The organism is Streptomyces sp. NPDC050161 (genome assembly GCF_044460025.1).
Lineage (GTDB): Bacteria > Actinomycetota > Actinomycetes > Streptomycetales > Streptomycetaceae > Streptomyces.
This window is the reverse complement of record NZ_JBITJM010000004.1, coordinates 122,431-139,807: the sequence shown is the minus strand read 5'-3', so window position 1 is coordinate 139,807 and position 17,377 is coordinate 122,431. Positions and strand designations below refer to the sequence as shown.

Annotated in this window: 13 protein-coding genes; all 13 read left to right on the top strand. The window is 73.0% G+C overall.

The window, feature by feature from the left end; translation table 11 throughout:
- The first annotated feature begins 8 nt into the window (after positions 1 to 8).
- The 13 genes from ACIBK8_RS08480 (at position 9) to ACIBK8_RS08420 (ending at position 17,330) form a co-directional block, all read left to right on the top strand.
- A complete protein-coding gene (locus tag ACIBK8_RS08480) occupies positions 9 to 1,178 on the top strand; it encodes an NAD(P)/FAD-dependent oxidoreductase (protein ID WP_399040897.1) in 1,170 nt (389 codons plus the stop codon).
- Between the two features lie 445 nt (positions 1,179 to 1,623).
- The gene (locus ACIBK8_RS08475; protein WP_399040896.1) at positions 1,624 to 2,661 is read left to right on the top strand and encodes a hypothetical protein; all 1,038 of its coding nucleotides are present in this window, start codon (positions 1,624 to 1,626) and stop codon (positions 2,659 to 2,661) included.
- A gap of 68 nt (positions 2,662 to 2,729) precedes the next feature.
- The gene (locus tag ACIBK8_RS08470) at positions 2,730 to 3,998 is read left to right on the top strand and encodes an FAD-dependent monooxygenase (protein WP_399040895.1); all 1,269 of its coding nucleotides are present in this window, start codon (positions 2,730 to 2,732) and stop codon (positions 3,996 to 3,998) included.
- A gap of 71 nt (positions 3,999 to 4,069) precedes the next feature.
- Complete coding sequence (locus tag ACIBK8_RS08465; protein ID WP_399040894.1) at positions 4,070 to 4,918, top strand: FAD binding domain-containing protein; 849 nt, start codon at positions 4,070 to 4,072, stop codon at positions 4,916 to 4,918.
- Positions 4,915 to 7,305: a xanthine dehydrogenase family protein molybdopterin-binding subunit gene (locus tag ACIBK8_RS08460; RefSeq protein ID WP_399040893.1), complete on the top strand. Its 2,391-nt coding sequence runs from the start codon at positions 4,915 to 4,917 to the stop codon at positions 7,303 to 7,305. Before ACIBK8_RS08465 ends, ACIBK8_RS08460 begins: the two co-directional genes overlap by 4 nt.
- Positions 7,305 to 7,910 carry a (2Fe-2S)-binding protein gene (locus tag ACIBK8_RS08455; RefSeq protein ID WP_399040892.1) on the top strand — a complete coding sequence of 202 codons (606 nt, stop codon included), beginning with the start codon at positions 7,305 to 7,307 and terminating at the stop codon, positions 7,908 to 7,910. Before ACIBK8_RS08460 ends, ACIBK8_RS08455 begins: the two co-directional genes overlap by 1 nt.
- Positions 7,910 to 8,584 (top strand): SRPBCC family protein, encoded by a 675-nt coding sequence (locus ACIBK8_RS08450; RefSeq protein ID WP_399040891.1) that lies wholly within the window; start codon positions 7,910 to 7,912, stop codon positions 8,582 to 8,584. The genes ACIBK8_RS08455 and ACIBK8_RS08450 overlap by 1 nt, the downstream gene beginning before the upstream one ends.
- Positions 8,581 to 9,237 carry an isochorismatase family protein gene (locus ACIBK8_RS08445; RefSeq protein WP_393685192.1) on the top strand — a complete coding sequence of 219 codons (657 nt, stop codon included), beginning with the start codon at positions 8,581 to 8,583 and terminating at the stop codon, positions 9,235 to 9,237. Before ACIBK8_RS08450 ends, ACIBK8_RS08445 begins: the two co-directional genes overlap by 4 nt.
- 31 nt (positions 9,238 to 9,268) lie before the next feature.
- Complete coding sequence (locus ACIBK8_RS08440) at positions 9,269 to 10,117, top strand: alpha/beta fold hydrolase (protein ID WP_399040890.1); 849 nt, start codon at positions 9,269 to 9,271, stop codon at positions 10,115 to 10,117.
- Between the two features lie 60 nt (positions 10,118 to 10,177).
- Positions 10,178 to 10,657, top strand: a complete 480-nt coding sequence (locus ACIBK8_RS08435) for a MarR family winged helix-turn-helix transcriptional regulator (protein ID WP_399040889.1) — start codon at positions 10,178 to 10,180, stop codon at positions 10,655 to 10,657.
- 54 nt (positions 10,658 to 10,711) lie between these two features.
- Positions 10,712 to 11,524, top strand: coding sequence for an Asp/Glu racemase (locus ACIBK8_RS08430; RefSeq protein WP_399040888.1), 813 nt, complete (start codon positions 10,712 to 10,714; stop codon positions 11,522 to 11,524).
- Positions 11,525 to 11,721: 197 nt separating this feature from the next.
- Positions 11,722 to 12,897 (top strand): Ig-like domain-containing protein, encoded by a 1,176-nt coding sequence (locus ACIBK8_RS08425; protein ID WP_399040887.1) that lies wholly within the window; start codon positions 11,722 to 11,724, stop codon positions 12,895 to 12,897.
- Positions 12,898 to 13,100: 203 nt separating this feature from the next.
- The gene (locus ACIBK8_RS08420) at positions 13,101 to 17,330 is read left to right on the top strand and encodes a molybdopterin-dependent oxidoreductase (RefSeq protein ID WP_399040885.1); all 4,230 of its coding nucleotides are present in this window, start codon (positions 13,101 to 13,103) and stop codon (positions 17,328 to 17,330) included.
- The last annotated feature ends 47 nt before the right edge of the window (positions 17,331 to 17,377 follow it).

Genomic DNA, 17,377 nt, shown 5'->3' with positions numbered 1-17,377 from the left:
AACGAACCATGTCCCGTGTACTGGTCATCGGCGCCGGTGTGCTCGGCGCGTCCGTCGCGCATCATCTGGCGCGGGCCGGGGCCGATGTCACCGTCATCGACGCCGGCGGCCCCGCTTCCGGCACGTCGAGCGCCACTTTCTCCATCGACGTCACCCACCTCAAGACCCCTTATTCCTACTACGAGTTGAACCGTCGCAGCGCCGCCGCGCATCTGACGCTCGGCGAGGAGCTGGGCGGTGCCGTCTGGCGGCATCAGGTCCCGCTCGTGCAGTGGGGCCACACCGCGCGCGAACGCCGGGTGATCAACGAGCGGGCGCAGCGGCTGCGTTCCTGGGGGCACGAGTGCCGCACCACGGGTACCGAGGCGCTGGCCGATCTTGCGCCCGGCGCCGACCCGGCGGCCTGCGCGGCGCCCGAGCTGGTCGTGCACGAGCAGGCGGCGTGGTACGACGCGCCGTTGCTGGCCCGTACGCTGCTGGACCGGGCCGCTCTGAACGGCGCCGCGATCCGCTACGGCCTGCGGGTCACGGCGCTGCTGCGGCGCGGCGGCCGGATCGTGGGGGTGTCCACCGAAGGCCGCCGCTGGGAGGCGGACCACGTGATCAACTGCGCGGGGCCGGACGCCGGGCGGATCGCCGCGCTCGCCGATGTGCCGCTGCCGCTGACCCGGATCCCCGGCCTGGTCGGCGAGAGCACTCCGGTGCCTGCGGCCCGGCTCGGCGCGATTCTCGCCACCCCGGGTGTGGACCTGCGCCCGGCGCCCGGCGACCGGGTGTGCTCGATCTCCTGGCCGGTGGACGCGTTGCTGCCGGCCGACGGGGACATCGAGCAGGAGCAGCGGCCGGGCCTGGAGGAGGAGTTGCACCACCGCGGTGGCGAGGTGCTGCCCGCGCTGCGCACCGCGTGGCTCGCCGGCGTACGCCGGGGTGTGCGGCCGGTGCCCGCGGACGGGCTGCCGCTGGTGGGCACGGTGCCGGGGGCCGATGGCCTGTACTGCGTGGTGACGCACAGCGGGGTGACGCTGGCGCCGCTGCTGGGCGAGCTGGCCGCCGATGAGATTCTCTCCGGGCGTGCGGTGCCCGCTCTCGCGCCGTACCGGCCCTCGCGTGACACCGCGGCCGGTGTCCAGGACGAGAGCGTCCAGGTGATGAGCGACCAGCAGGCCGCCGCCGGGTAGCCGGCGCCGCACTCGTGGGCCCCGTCCCCGTCCCGCCGCTCGGCGGGCACGGGGACGGGGCCGCGCGGTTTTTGCGGCCTGCGGGCGGTCCGGGTGAAGCCGCAGGTCGGCGCGAGTGTCGCCGCCTTTCACTGACGGTACGTCAGGAAAGAAGCCGGCCGACTCGCCGCGCGACCCTTGCCAAGCCGAGATAGTACGTGTTCGGATTATCTCTGTCGGTTACCCCACACCAGGGGCATCACCGCAGCTCAGAGCATGTCCGCAGGCAAGATTCCGGCCGGTCGCCCGGCGTCGGCCCGGCGACCGGAGCACCGTCCGCGACTCCCCGATCCGTGCCGATCCCCGTACCCGCCCGCTGCCGACGCCCGACTCCGCAGCTCTGCACCGGCCGCCGCATCACGGCCGCCCCCGCTCGTCGAGCCCCGCACCGTTCAGGAGGTCTCCCGTGTTCGCTCTCTCGTCCGTCGACCTGCTCGACGCCTTCACCCGCCAGCTCCGGCTCTGCAAACTCCGCGAGGACGAACACGTCGTGGTGCTCGCCGAACCCGAGAGCCGCGGCGATTACGTCGCCGCGGCGTTCGGCGCGGCGAAGGCGTGCGGCGCCCACGTCATCGCCGCCACCGTGCCGGGCGGCACCCCGGCGCCCATGCCCAGCACCCGCACCGGCGCCGGGCCCGGCCTGACCTCCGTACTCCGCGACACCGCGGCGCAGGACCTCCTCAAGTCCGCCGATCTGGTGGTCGACCTGACCCGCGAGGGCTTCATCCACGCCCCTGTCCAGCAGGAGATCCTGCGCACCGGCACCCGCATCATCTTCGTCTGCGACGCCCCCGAGGTCCTGATCCGCAACCTCCCCGACCCGGCCGACAAGGACGCCGTGCTGCGCGGCGTCGAGCTGCTGAAGCGGTCGTCGGTGATGCGGATCAGCTCGTCGGCAGGCACCGACCTGACCGTGCAACTCAGCGGTTCCCAGCCGGAGTTCCAGTGCGGCTTCGCCGACGACCCGGGCCGCTGGGACCACTGGCCCAGCACGATGGTGCTGTGCTGGCCGGAGATCTCCGACGGGCAGATCGTGCTCGCGCCCGGCGACATCCTGCTGCCGTTCAAGGAGTACGTCCGCGAGCCGGTCACCCTCCAGATCGCCGGCGGGCACATCGAGAAGGTCACCGGCGGCGCCGACGCCGCCCTGCTCACCACCTTCTTCGACGACAGCAACGACACCTGGGCGCGCAGCCTCTCCCACCTGGGCTGGGGCCTGATGCGCAGCGCCGACTGGTTCGCCACCGCGATGTACGGCAAGAACGAACTGATGGGCATGGACGCCCGCGCGTTCGCCGGCAACTTCCTGTGGTCCACAGGACCGCACCCGGTGCTCGGCCGCGAGTCGTACGCGCACCTCGACATCGCGATGCGCGGCTGCTCGGTGACGGTCGACGGCACGGACGTCGTCGTGGCGGGCCGGCTCGCCGAGGACGGCAGCTGAACCACCGGCCGCGCCGGAAGGACCACGGCGGCCCGACCGCCGCACCGCTGACACGCCTTGGAGGAAACGTGGTGCCCAGCCAGTCGTACGAAGTCACCATCGCCGGCGGCGGACTCGGCGGCCTGACCGCCGCGCTGGCCCTGCGCCACCGCGGCCTGCGGGTCACCGTGCTGGAAGCGGCCACCGCACTCGGCGAGGTCGGCGCCGGCATCCAGACCGCGCCGAACGCCAGCCGGGTACTGCTCGGCCTCGGCCTGCGCCCGCAACTGGAGGCCATCCACACCGAACCGCTCGACCAGGTCAGGCGGCGCTGGCAGGACGGCAGCGTCATCGGCCAAACCTCGCTCGGCCAGTTCTGCAAGGACAGGTACAACGCCCCGTACTGGCACTACCACCGGGCCGACCTGCACCGCGTCATCATGGACGCCTGCCGGGATCCGGCGGGCCCCGGTCCCGTCGTCGACATCCGCACCGCGAGCCGGGTCACCGCACTGGACCGCAGCCGCCCCGAGCGGCCGGTGGCCGTCACCGACGACGGCCGGCGCTTCCCCTCCGACGTGGTGATCGGCGCCGACGGCATCCGCTCACAGGTGCGCGAGCTGATGGGCGCGCCCGACACCCTCTGCTTCTCCGGCGAGATGGCGTTCCGTGCACTGATCCCCGGCGACCTGATCGCCGCCGACCCGGCGACCCGCTGGCTGGTCGACCGCTTCCAGAGCACCATCTGGTACGGGCCCGGACGCCATCTGGTGCACTACATGATCCGCGGCGGCGAGTACCTCAACATCGTGGCGTGCGTGCCGTGCACCGACGAGGTCGCCGAGAAGTGGTCGGTCGCCGCCGCCCCGCAGGACCTGGTGGACGCCTTCCCCGGCTGGGACGACCGGGTGCCGGCGATGCTCTCGAAGGCCAAGGAGAACGTCAGCTGCTTCGCCCTCCACCACCGGCGGCGCGACCCGGTGTGGATGGACGGGCGGGTGGCGCTGCTCGGCGACGCCTGCCACGCCATGCTCCCGTACCAGGCGCAGGGCGCGTCGCAGGCCATGGAGGACGCGGCGGTACTGGCCGAGGAGCTGGGCGCGGTCACCGTGTCAGGGGTGGAGGGCGCCCTGCGGCGGTACGTCGACCGGCGCGCCAAGCACGCCGGGATGGTGCAGGAGGCGTCGCTGCGGAACAAGACCTTCTACCACTACCCCGACGGCCCCGAACAGCGGGCGCGGGACGCGAAGTTGCGGCGCTTCGACGGCGAGTCCGACCTCTCCTACGACTGGCTGTGGGGCGGCTCGCCGCTGCACGACGCCGATCCGGTGGCGTTCTCCTACCAGTTCGCCCGCTGAGCCCGGCGGGCCCGGACGCCCCCGTCCCCGTACCGCCGCACGACCCGTACCGCCGCACGAAATGGAGGAGCATGAAACCCGCCCCGTTCCGCTACCACCGGGCCCGTGACACCGAAGGCGCCGTCCGGCTGCTCGCCGAACTCGGTGACGACGCCAAGGTCATCGCCGGCGGCCAGAGCCTGGTCGCGATGATGAACTTCCGGCTGGCCAGGCCGCGGCACCTCGTCGACATCGGCGGGCTGCGCGCCCTCGACCACCTGGGCACCGATGCCACGGGCGCGCTGCGCATCGGGGCGCTCACCACCCACCACACCGTCGAGACCGCACCGGCCCGCACGCTGGGCCCCGGCTACGAGGTCCTGCGCGCGGCCATGGGCTGGATCGGCCATCTGCCGATCCGCACCCGCGGCACGGTGGGCGGCAGCATCGCGCACGCGGACGCCACCGCCGAGTGGTGCCTGCTCGCGGTCGCCCTCGACGCCGCGTTCCATGCCCACGGGCCGCGCGGGACGCGCCGCATCCCGGCGGCCGAATTCTTCTTCGGCTCGTACACCAACGCGCTGGACCCGGACGAGCTGCTCACCGAGATCGTCTTCCCGCGCCCCGCCCCGCATGCCGCGCTCACCGAATTCGCCGAGCGCAAGGGCGACTTCGCGATCGTCTCGGCCGTCGTCGACCTGGACCTGGCGGGGGAAGAGGTGCGCGGCGGGCGGGTGGCGCTCGGCGGGGTGGCGCCGACGCCGGTACGGGTGCCCGATGCGGAACAGGTGCTGGCGGCGGGCGGCTCGTTCGCCGACTGCGCGGAGGCCGCCGCTGCCGCAGCCGACCCGCCGGACGACGCCAACGGCAGTGCGGACTTCCGGCGGCACCTGATCGGCACGCTGGTACGGCGCGCCTGCGAGGAGGCGAGGGACCGATGAGCACGACGGCGGGCGCACCCGTACCGCACGACGCGGAAGGACCGCTGGTCGGGCGGTCGGTGGCGCGCCGGGAGGACCCGCGGCTGCTGACCGGGCGCGGCCGGTTCGTCGACGACATCGCGCTGCCCGGCATGCTGCACGCCCAGTTCGTCCGCAGCACCGTCGCCAACGGCGTCCTGACCGGCGTCGACCTCGACGCGGTGCGCCGGGTGCCCGGGGTGATCGCCGCGTTCACCGCCGACGACCTGGAGCTCGGCGACATCACCGCCCAACTCGGCCGCCCCGCCGATGAGTTCGTGCCGACGGCGATGCCGGTGCTGGCCCGCGACCGGGTCCGCTACGTCGGCGAGCCGGTCGCCGTGGTCGTGGCGCGCGACGCGTACGCCGCCGAGGACGGCCTGGAGGCCGCCAGGGTCGGCTACGCCGTGCGGACGCCGGTGACCTGCGAGGCGGACGCCCTCGCCGACGGGGCTGAGCTGGTGCACGACGAGGCGCCGCGCAACACGCTGGTCGACGTGGCGCTGTTCGCCACCGAAGGCATCGACGGGATCTTCGCGTCCGCGGACTGCGTGGTGCACGTCGAGTCGCGCACCGGGCGGCAGAACGCGCTGCCGCTGGAGACCCGGGGCGCGGTGGCGCACTGGGACGACCGCGAGGAGCAACTGGTGCTCCAGACCTGCACCCAAGTACCGCACCAGGTGCGGACGGTGGCCTCGCGGTGCCTGCGCCTGGACGAGCGGGCGGTGCGGGTCATCGTGCCGGACATGGGCGGCGGCTTCGGGCAGAAGTGCGTGGTGGGCAGGGAGGAGATCGCCACCGCTGCCGCCGCGCTGCGCCTGGGCCGTCCGGTGAAGTGGATCGAGGACCGCAAGGACGCGCTGACCGCGTCGTTCCTCGCCCGCGAGCAGCACTACGACGTGCGGGCCGCGTTCGACGCCGAAGGGCGGATCCTGGGCCTGGACGCGGACGTGGTGTGCGACATGGGCGCCTACTCCTGCTACCCGTTCACGGCGGGCATCGAGCCGCTGATGGCGGCTGCGGAGATGCCGGGGGTCTACACCGTGCCCGCCTACCGGGTGCGCGGCCGTGCGGTCACCACCAACAAGGCGCCCACCGCGCCGTACCGCGGGGTCAGCCGCCCGCAGTACGTGATGGTGGTGGAGCGGCTCTTCGAGCGGGCGGCGCGGGAGCTGGGCATCGACCCGGTGGAGATCCGCCGCCGCAACCTCATCACCGACTTCCCCTACACCGGCGTCAACGGCATCACCTACGACCCCGGTTCCTACCTGGAGTCGCTGAACCTGTGCGAGCAGACGCTGCGGGACGAGGGCTGGTACGAGCGGCAGGCCCTGGCCGCCGCCGACGGCCGGCACCTCGGCATCGGCTACTCCTGCTTCAGCGAACGCACCGGCTACGGCTCCACCGCGTTCGCGCAGCGCAAGATGGAGGTGGTGCCGGGCTTCGACATCTCCGAGGTCCGGATGGACACCGGCGGCGCGGTGACGGTCACCACCGGCACCATGAGCCACGGGCAGAGCCACGAGACGACGATGGCGCAGATCGTCGCCGACACGCTCGGCCTCGACCTCGCCAAGGTGCGCATCCACCAGGGCGACACGGACCGCGTCACCTACGGCTGGGGCACCTTCGCCAGCCGGTCGATCACCGTCGGCGGCAGCGCGGTGCGGCTCGCGGCGGGCAAGCTCGGCGAGAAGCTGCGGCGGCTCGCCGCGGCCCGCTGGGACATCCCGTGGGAGGAGACCGTCATCGGCCGCGGCCGGGTGCACCGCCGCGACGATCCCGCCACCTCCCTCACGTACGCCGAACTCGCCGACACCGCCTACCTGAAGGCGCATCTGCTGCCCAAGGGCATGGAGCCCGGTCTGACGGCGACGGCCACCTTCGACGTGTTCAACGACGGGACGTTCTCGAACGCCACCCACGGCGTCGTCGTCGAACTCCACGAGGGCACCGGGCAGGTGGAGATCCTGCGGTACGTCTGCGTCGAGGACTGCGGGGTGGCGATCAACCCGCAGGTCGTGGAGGGCCAGTGCCGGGGCGGCATCGCCCAGGGCATCGCGGGCGCGCTCTTCGAGCAGGTGACGTACGACGCGCAGGGCGAGCCGTCGGCGACCAGCTTCATGGACTACAAGGTGCCCACCGCGCAGGAGATCCCGGACGTCACGATCCGGCACATCGAAACGCCGTGCGCCTTCAGCGCGACCGGCGCCAAGGGCGCGGGCGAGGGCGGCACCATCGGCGCGCCGGCCGCGGTGCTGAACGCCGTCAACGACGCCCTGCGCCCCACCGGCGTCGAACTCGACCACACCCCCGTCACCCCCGAGGCGGTGCACCGCGCACTGCGCCGCACCCTGGAGCGCGCCTGATGACCGAGACCCCCATCGACACCGCGGCGGAGCGGCAGTTGCTCGCCCTGGACGTCAACGGCACCGAGCACGAGGTGCTCTGCGAGTCGCGCCGCACCCTGGCCGACGTGCTCCGGCACGATCTGCGGCTGACCGGCACCCACGTCGGCTGCGAACACGGCATCTGCGGCGCCTGCACGGTGCTGGTGGACGGGCGGCCGGCCCGCGCCTGCCTGATGTTCGCGGCGCAGGCGGAGGGCGCGAGGATCCGTACCGTCGAGTCGCTGTCCGGCGGCGACGACGGACGCCAACTCAGCGATCTCCAGCAGGCGTTCCGGGACCACCACGGCCTGCAGTGCGGCTTCTGCACCCCCGGCTTCCTGATGCTGGCGGAGGGGTTCCTCGCCGAGCGCCCCGACGCGGACCGGGCGCAGATCCGCGAGCTGGTGGCGTCCAACCTGTGCCGCTGCACCGGCTATCAGTCCATCGTCGACGCGATCGACGGCTGCGCCACGGCCCGTCGCGCCGAAGCGGCCAGGAAAGCCGGAGCAGCCGAGCGAACCGGAGAGACCGAGCAAGCCGCGGGAGCCGTCAGCTCCGCGGGAGTCACGGAAGAGGAGCGGTGATGCAGCTCAGCAACACGGTGCCGGTGGCGGCGCCGCCCGACGAGATCTTCGCGCTGCTGAACGACGTACGGCGGGTGGCGTCCTGTATGCCGGGCGCGGTGCTCGACGGGCAGGACGGCGACGCCTGGCAGGGCCGGGTCACCGTACGGGTCGGCCCGATCAGCGCGGCGTACGCGGGCACCGTGCGGTTCCTGGAGGCGGACGCCGGGCAGCGGCGGCTGCGGGTGCAGGCGCGCGGCGCCGACACCCACGGCAGCGGCGACGCGGAGGCCGAGGTGACGCTGACGGTGGCCGAGACGCCGGACGGCGCCCGGCTCGACATGTCAACGGACCTGGTCATCCGCGGCAAGCTCGCCCAGTTCGGCAAAGGCGCCATCGGCACCGTGTCGAACCGGATCCTCCAGCAGTTCGCGCAGAACCTCGGCAGCCTCCTGGACCAGGACCGCACGGCGGGCGGCGCGGCCCCGGCGGCTGCGCAGGCCACACACGCCGCGGCCCCCGCACCCGCCGCCGCGCCCGCGCCCGCGCTCGACGGCCTCTCGCTCCTCGCGGGCCCGGTGCCCGCCAAATACGGGCCGCTCGTCGCCGCCTTCGCCTTCGGCGTGTTCGAGGGCTGGCTGCTGGGCCGACTGGCCGGCCTGCGCCGGGAGCTGAAGGAGGCGGGACGCCGATGAGCACCGGCCGGTACGGCGACGCCACCGACGCCACCTACGCGCGCGCCGGGTTCGGGGCACGGGTACGGCGCGGCGACCGCCCCGCGATCGTCGTCGTCGACCTGACCCGCGGCTTCACCGAAGACCGCTTCCCCTCAGGCGCCGACCTCACCGAAGTCGTCGGCGCCACGGCCGAGTTGATCGAGGCCGCGCGTCCTTCCCGGGTGCCGGTGCTCTTCACCGCCCTCTCCTACACACCGGCCGAGGCGGCGGGCGACGGCGTCGCCTGGCTGCACAAGGCGCCCGGCATGCGGGCGCTCGTCGAGGGCAGCGACGCGGTCGCCGTGGATCCGCGGCTGCCGCGCCGCCCGGAGGACGTCCTGCTGCTGAAGAAGGGCGCATCGGCGTTCTTCGGCACCTCGCTCGCCGCGACCCTCACCGCGCTCGGCCGCGACACCGCGGTGATCTGCGGCGCCACCACCAGCGGCTGCGTACGCGCCACCGTGGTCGACGCGGTGCAGTCCGGATTCCCCGTACTGGTGCCCCGCACCTGCGTGGGCGACCGCGCGCAGGGGCCGCACGACGCGAGCCTCTTCGACATCCAGGCCAAATACGGCGACGTCATCGGCCAACAGGACGCACTCGCCTACCTGGCCGGCCTGCCCACCCCCTGACCACTCCCCCACCGCCCCTCAGGAGGTTCCCGTGCCGCACCCCCAGCGGTCCGTCCCGCAGTCGGCGCTCGCCGATCTCGCCGACATCCCGGCCACCAGCCGATGGGCCCGCTCCGGCACCGCCCGGCTGCACGTCCTGGACTACGGCGGCGCAGGACCCACCCTGCTGATGCTGCCCGGCATCACCAGCCCGGCCGTCACCATGGACTTCGTCGCCCGCGAACTCACCGATCTGGTACGCCCGTTGGTCGTCGACGTCCGGGGCCGCGGCCTGTCGGACGGCGGCGGTGCGTACCGCCTGGAGGAGTACGCCGAGGACACCGAGGCCGTCGTGGCGGGGCTCGGCCTGCACCGGCCGCTGCTGTTCGGGCACTCGATGGGCGCGCGGATCGTGGCGGCCGTCGCCGCCCGCGGCAAGGTGGCGACCGCCGGGAGCGTGCTGGCCGACCCGCCGATGAGCGGTCCGGGACGCGCGGCCTACCCGACGCGGCTGGCCGCCTTCCTCGATCAGCTGACGCAGGCCGAACGCGGCACCGACGCCGACGAGGTGGCCGCTTCCTGGCCGCGCTGGCCGCGCCGCGAACAGGAGTTGCGGGCGCGCTGGCTGGCCAGCTGCGAACGCCGGGCGATCACCGCCACCCACGAGGGGTTCGAGACGGAGGACTTCTTCGACTGGTGGCCCGCGGTGGCCGGTCCCGCGGCCCTGCTGTACGGCGCGGACAGTCCCGTGGTGACCGCCGACGGTGTCGCCGAGGCCCGCGCGCTGCTCCCCTCGGCCGCGTTCGCCGCCGTCCCGGACGCCGGGCACATGATTTTCTGGGACAACCCGCCCGCCGCGCTCGCCGCCCTGCGCGCCGCGCTGCGCCCGATGACGGGGTGATCGTACGGGCCCGGCGGGAGCGGCCCGCGGTGCACCTGACCACCGTGATTGAGTTGGCCCATGGCTGACGAGTCCGCTTTCCCCGAGTCCGTTCCCGCGATCCCCCAGGCACTGACCGCCGCCCCCGGCTACCAGGTGCGCCGCCTCTACCAGGCGTACCTGGCGGTGTGGGTGCGCGCGGTCGATCCGACGCTCACCGGCCCGCAGTACGCGGTGCTGACCGCCGTGGAGGCGGCACCCGGCCGCGACCAGCGGTCGATGGCGTCGGCGGTGGCCCTGGACACGTCCACGATGGCGGACGTGGCGCGGCGCCTGGAGAACCGCGGCCTGATAGTCCGTCGTACCGCCGCCGCCGACGGGCGGCGCAAGCTGCTCTTCCTCACCGAAGAGGGCCGCCGGACGCTGCACGACGCCCGCGACCGCGCACGCCAGTTGGACGAGCGACTGCTCGCCCCGTACGACGCGGAGCAGCGCCCTGACCTGATGCATCTGCTGACATCCCTGGCCGACCACTGGGAGAGCCTGGCCGGGGACTCCTGACGCACCCGCCCTCCCGTACGGGTGCCTCGTCCCGACCGCTTCGAGGAGGAACCCGTGACGGACCACCACATCGGCCTGATCGTGCCCAGCTCCAACCTGACCATGGAGACCGAGCTGCCGCGGATGCTCGGCGCCCGGGAACGCGAGCTGCCCGGCGACCGGTTCGTCTTCCACAGCAGCCGGATGCGGATGCGGCACGTCACGCCGGAGGAGCTGCGCGGGATGAACGCGCAGACCGAGCGGGCCGCGCTGGAACTGGCCGACGCCCGGCCCGATGTGGTCGCCTCCGCCTGCCTGGTGGCGATCATGGCGCAGGGTCCTGGCCACCACTGCACGGCCGAGGCGGAGATCGGCGCCGCACTGCGCGGTCAGGGCGCGCAGGCACCGGTGGTCACCAGCGCGGGCGCGTTGCTGGACGGCGTGGCGGCGCTCGGCGCGCGCCGGATCGCGGTGCTCACTCCGTACCTGAAGGGCCTCACCCGGCTCGTCGTCGACTACATCGAGGACGCCGGGGTCGAGGTGGTCGACGCGTTGAGCCTGGAGGTGCCGGACAATCTGGCGGTCGCGCGGCTCGACCCGGAGGATCTGCGGGAGCACTGGCGCAGGCTCGATCTGCGGCGGGCGGACGCACTGGTGCTGTCGGCCTGCGTGCAGATGCCGTCGCTGGCCGCGATCCAGCCGGTGGAGGACGCGGCGGGGCTGCCGGTGCTGTCGGCGGCGACCGCCACCGCCTATCGCGTCCTCGGCGAACTCGGCCTGGAGACGCGGGTACCCGGGGCGGGCCGGCTGCTCCGCGGCGACCTCCCCGGCCGCGCACAGACACCCGCAGTTTCCACGAGAACCACAGATCAGGACATAACGCCATAAACCCCCTCAACTCCCGTCTCCACTCAGCCCCTCCCTCCCCACCGATATCGAAACGTGTCATAAATATCCCTTCCACCAGACAACCGCTGAAGCAGACAAACCCTCTGTATGGGTGGCGGGGGAATGCAGGTGCCACGCGGTCGTGTGCCGCAGGTCTTGGCCCCGTCACTGTCAGTTGGCCTGATCTGGAGGAACCCGTGCTCGCCGCACCACGTCGCCAAGCCGTTCGCTGGATACCCGTCGCCCTGGTGGCGGCCACATCGCTGACCGCGTGCGGGTCGAGCGCGGCCTCCTCGCAGGCCGCTGAGCCTGCGGCGAAGGTGACGGTCACCCCCGCGGGCGGCAGCAAGTCGGCCAAACTCGGCTCCCCGATAGCGATACGGGCCGACGGCGGCAAGATCACCGCCGTCGACGCCAAGGACGACAAGGGCACGGCGGTCTCCGGCCGGCTCTCCGGGGACGGCACGTCCTGGACGTCGAACGGCAAGGTGCGGCCCGGCACCACCTACACCGTCAGGACCTCCACGACCTCCGACGGCGGCAAGAAGGCCGCCGCGACCTCGGAGTTCACCACGGCGGAAGCCGACCGGGTCAACAAGCTCACCAACTCCCCGTCGAACGGTCAGACCGTGGGCACCGGGATGCCGGTCTCGATCCTCTTCGACAACCACATCGCCAAGGACCGCCGCGCCGACATCGAGAAGGCGCTGAAGGTCACCACCCAGCCGAAGGTCGAGGGCGCCTGGGGCTGGGTCACCGACTACGGCGGCCACGACCGGATCGACTGGCGTCCGAAGACCTACTGGCCGGCCGGCACCAAGGTGTCGGTCAAGGGCGCGCTGACCGGCCTCGACTCCGGCGAGGGCGGCTGGTTCGTCCGCGACTACAACTTCGGCTTCACCATCGGGGAAGACCACAAGGCCGTCATCGACGTGCCCTCGCACACCCTGACGATGTACGCGGGTGGCCGCAGCGTCGGCACCATCAGCGGTTCGGCCGGCTCGCCCGAGGCACCCACCCGCGGCGGCGTGCACACCGTCCGCAGCAAGAACGCCGCCGAGACGATGGACTCCGCGACCATCGGCTACGGCAACCAGTGGATGCTGGACTCGAAGTGGGTCACCCACCTGACCGCTTCGGGCACGTTCCTGCACTCCGCGCCGTGGAACAAGTCCCTCGGCGTGGTCAACAACAGCCACGGCTGCTTCGGCATGAGCACGTCCGACGCCAAGCGCGTCTACGACTTCCTGCCCGTCGGCTCCACCGTCGAGGTCAAGGGCACGAGCAACACGGAGAAGACCGACGTCGGCAACGGCCTGGAGGTCTGGCAGGAGAGCTGGCCGCAGTGGCAGCAGCGGAGCGCGCTGAAGTAGCCCGATGACGGACGCCGGACGGCCCCGTCCACCTGCCACACGGCGGGTGGGCGGGGCCGTCCGGCGTCCGGGGGAGCGTCCTCACGGCGGGGGGCGGGCGGCTGTGCAGGGCCCGTAACCCCGGATGATCTCCCCGTGTGACACCCGGGTAACGGCGGGATCGTACGGTCGACCCGGAGATTCGACGACGAGAGGGGCCGCACGTGACCGCACCGGAACCGCAGCCGGAATCCGCCACACAGGTGCGGACGGTGTGCTCGTACTGCGGGGTCGGCTGCGGGATCGTGCTCGACGTCGGGACCGACGGCACGGGACGGCGCTCGGTCCGCAAGGTCTCGGGTGACAAGGCGCATCCGGCCAACGCGGGCCGGCTGTGCACCAAAGGCGCGACCAGCGCCGACCTGCTCACCGCCCCGGGACGGCTGACCCACGCGCTGGTCCGCGGCGACCGCGGCGCCGAACCCGTGCCGTCGGCGATGGAGAGCGCGGTCAAGGAGACGGCACGGCGGCTGCGGGCGGTCGTCGACACGCACGGCCCGGACGCGCTGGCCCTCTACGTGTCGGGCCAGATGACGCTGGAGGCGCAGTACCTGGCGAACAAGCTCGCCAAGGGCTTCGTCCGCACCGGCTGGATCGAGTCCAACTCCCGGCTGTGCATGGCGAGCGCGGGCAGCGGCTACAAGCTGTCGCTCGGCGCCGACGGCCCGCCCGGCTCGTACCGGGACTTCGAGCACGCGGACGTGTTCCTGGTGACCGGCGCCAACATGGCCGACTGCCACCCGATCCTGTTCCTGCGGATGATGGAGCGGGTGAAGGCCGGCGCGAAACTGATCGTGGTCGATCCGCGGCGCACCGCGACGGCCGCGAAGGCCGACCTGTTCCTCCAGATCAAGCCGGGTACGGACCTGGCGCTGCTGAACGGGCTGCTGCATCTCCTGGTGGCCGACGGGCGTACCGACCCGGAGTTCATCGCCGAACACACCGAGGGCTGGGAGGCGATGCCCGCCTTCCTGGAGGACTATCACCCGGCCGCCGTCGCCGCGCTCACCGGCATCGACGAGGCCGACATCCGGCGGGCCGCCCGCTGGATCGGCGGGGCGGACGCGTGGATGAGCTGCTGGACGATGGGACTCAACCAGTCCACGCACGGCACCTGGAACACGAATGCGCTGGTCAACCTGCATCTGGCGACCGGTGCGATCTGCCGGCCCGGCAGCGGCCCGTTCTCGCTGACCGGCCAGCCGAACGCCATGGGCGGCCGGGAGATGGGCTACATGGGACCGGGGCTGCCCGGCCAGCGGTCCAGCGCGGTGGCGGATGACCGGGCCTTCACCGAGGAGTTGTGGGGCCTGGCACCCGGAACGCTGCGGGCGGACACCGCCGGCACCGGGACCGTCGACATGTTCCGGCGGATGGCGGACGGGGAGATCAGAGCCGCCTGGATCATCTGCACCAACCCGGTCGCTTCGGTGGCGCACCGCAAGACCGTCATCGAGGGCCTGGAGGCCGCCGAATTCGTCGTGGCGCAGGACGTATTCGCCGACACCGAGACCACCGCGTACGCGGACGTGGTGCTGCCCGCCGCGCTGTGGGCGGAGGCGGAGGGGGTGATGGTCAATTCGGAGCGCACCCTCACACTGGCGCGGCAGGCCGTCGAGCCGCCCGGCGACGCCTGGCCCGACTGGCGGATCATCGCGCGAATCGCCTGCGAAATGGGATACGAGGACGCCTTCCGCTACGACAGCGCCGAAGAGGTCTTCGAGGAGATCAAGCGGGCCTGGAACCCGCAGACCGGCTACGACCTGCGCGGCGTGAGCTACCCGCGGCTGCGCGAGACACCCGTCCAGTGGCCAAGTGCCGCCGCCGACGGGCCGCACCGCAATCCGGTGCGCTATGCCAACGACGGTGTCAGCCAGGCCGCGGCACAACGGCCGGACGGCACCCGGCCGCGCTGGTGGTTCCCCACCCCCACCGGGCGGGCCGTCTTCCACGCCCGCCCGCACCTGCCGCCGGCCGAGATGCCGGACGACGACTACCCGTACGTCCTCAACACCGGGCGGCTGCCGCACCATTGGCACACGCTGACCAAGACCGGCAAGGTCGCCAAGCTCAGCAAGCTCGCCCCCGGCCCGTTCGTGGAGATCCACCCGCAGGACGCGCGGGCGCTGGGCGTCGCCGACGGCGATTCGGTCGAGGTCTCCTCACGGCGCGGGCGCGCGGTGCTGCCCGCCCGCGTCACCGACCGGGTACGGCCCGGTGACTGCTTCGCGCCGTTCCACTGGAACGACCTGTTCGGCGAGTACCTCAGCGTCAACGCGGTCACCCACGACGCCGTCGATCCGGTCTCCTTCCAGCCGGAGTTGAAGGCGTGTGCGGTGTCGCTCGCCAAGGTGGCGTCGCCGCCGCACCCGGCGGGCCCCGAGGACCCGGCCGTGCTGACGTCCGACGGAGCGGACCGGGGCGCGGACGGTCCTCTCCACGGCCGGGCGCCCGGTGCACGCAGGTCGGGCGCCGCGGCGGCGCTGGCCGAGGCGTTCGGGACCGGCGCCTGCGGGCCGCCCGCGCTGGCCGAGCAGGAACGCCGGTACCTGGACGGCTTCCTCACCGGTCTGGACGCCGGGACGCCGTCCGGCACGCCGGTACTGCCCGGCCACGCTCCGCTCGCCCCTGACCACGCGGTCTGGGTCAACGGCGTGCTGGCCGGCATGTTCTCCCGCATCCCCGGGCAGCCGGCCGGACCCGAGCAGCCGTCCGATGCATCCGGTCCTTCCGGTCCGTCGGCCCCCTCCGTCCGGGACGTTCTCGTGCTGTGGGCCTCGCAGACCGGCAACGCCGAGGAGGCCGCCGCAGCCGCGGCCCGCAGGCTCGCCGACAGCGGACGGACCGCGCACCTGCTGTCCATGGACGACGCCGCGCCGTCGGCCCTGTCGGAAGCCACCGACCTCCTCCTGGTCACCAGCACGTCGGGAGACGGTGACGCGCCGGACAACGGAGCGGGATTCTGGGAGTCGCTGAACGGCCCCGACTCGCCCCGTCTGGACGGCGTGCGCTACTCCGTGCTGGCGCTCGGCGATTCGTCCTACGACGACTTCTGCGGCCACGGACGCCGGCTCGACGAGCGGCTCGACGAACTGGGCGCCCGCCGCATGGCACCGCGCACGGACTGCGAACCCGACTACGAGGAACCGGCCAGGCAGTGGCTTGACCGCATACTCGGCGCGCTGGCGGGGCCCGAACAGCAGGCGGCACGGGCCGAGCGGCCGATGGCGGGCGCCACGTCCACGCGGCCCCCTGCCAAGGCGGACGGCCCCACGAAGGCGGCGCCCGCGACCGCCCGGCTGACGGGCAACCGGCTGCTGAGCCTGCCGGGGGCGACCAAAGAGGTCCGCCAATTCACCCTGGACACCAGCGAGTTGGGCACGCCGCTCGGCTACGAGGCCGGTGACGCGCTCGGCGTGCAGCCGCTCAACTGCCCCGATCTGGTGGCGGAGTGGCTGGCCGTGACCGGACTCGACGCCCGCACCGGCGTCGAGGTGGCCGGGGCCGGCACGGTGCCGCTCGGCGAAGCCCTGCACCGCCACCTGGACATCACCAGGATCACCCCCGACCTGCTCAGGCTGGTCGCCGACCGCTCCGCCGACCGCTTCGTCAAGAAGCTGCTGCGCCCCGGCAACAAAGGGGAACGCGACCGGTGGGCATGGGGCCGGCAGGCCGTCGACGTCATCGCCGAGCACGCGGTGCGCGCCACGGCAGCGGAGTGGGCTGCGGTGCTCAAGCGCCTCCAGCCGCGGCTGTACTCCATATCGTCGAGCCCGCTGGACGATCCGCACCTGATCCGGCTGACGGTCTCCGTCGTCCGCTACGACACCCCGCACGGCCGCCCCCGCAAGGGCGTCGCCTCCACCTTCCTCGCGGACGCCGCACCGGAGCACCCGGTGCCGGTCTTCGTCCGGCGCTCCCCCCACTTCCGGCCGCCCGCCGACCCCGCCACGCCGATGGTGATGGTGGGCCCCGGTACCGGCATCGCCCCGTTCCTCGGCTTCCTCCAGGAACGCCGCGCACGCGGCGACCGCGGCCCCAACTGGCTGTTCTTCGGCGAACAGCGCCGTGCCACCGACTTCTACTACGAGGACGAACTCGACGCGCTGCGCGCCGACGGCCTGCTCACCCGGCTGGACACCGCGTTCTCCCGCGACCTGCGGGCCAAGGTCTACGTACAGGACCGGATGCGCGAACACGGCAGCCGGCTGTGGTCCTGGCTCGCTGACGGCGCGCACCTCTACGTCTGCGGCGACGCGTCCCGGATGGCCGGTGACGTGGACCGCGCACTGCGCGACATCGCCGTCACCCACGGCGGTCTGGACGAGGAAGCGGCGGCCGGATACGTCAAGCAACTGGCCGCCGACAAACGGTACGTGCGCGACGTGTACTGACGGCGGGCGGCACGGGAGCGGCGGCGTCCACCGCTCCCGTGCCGCCC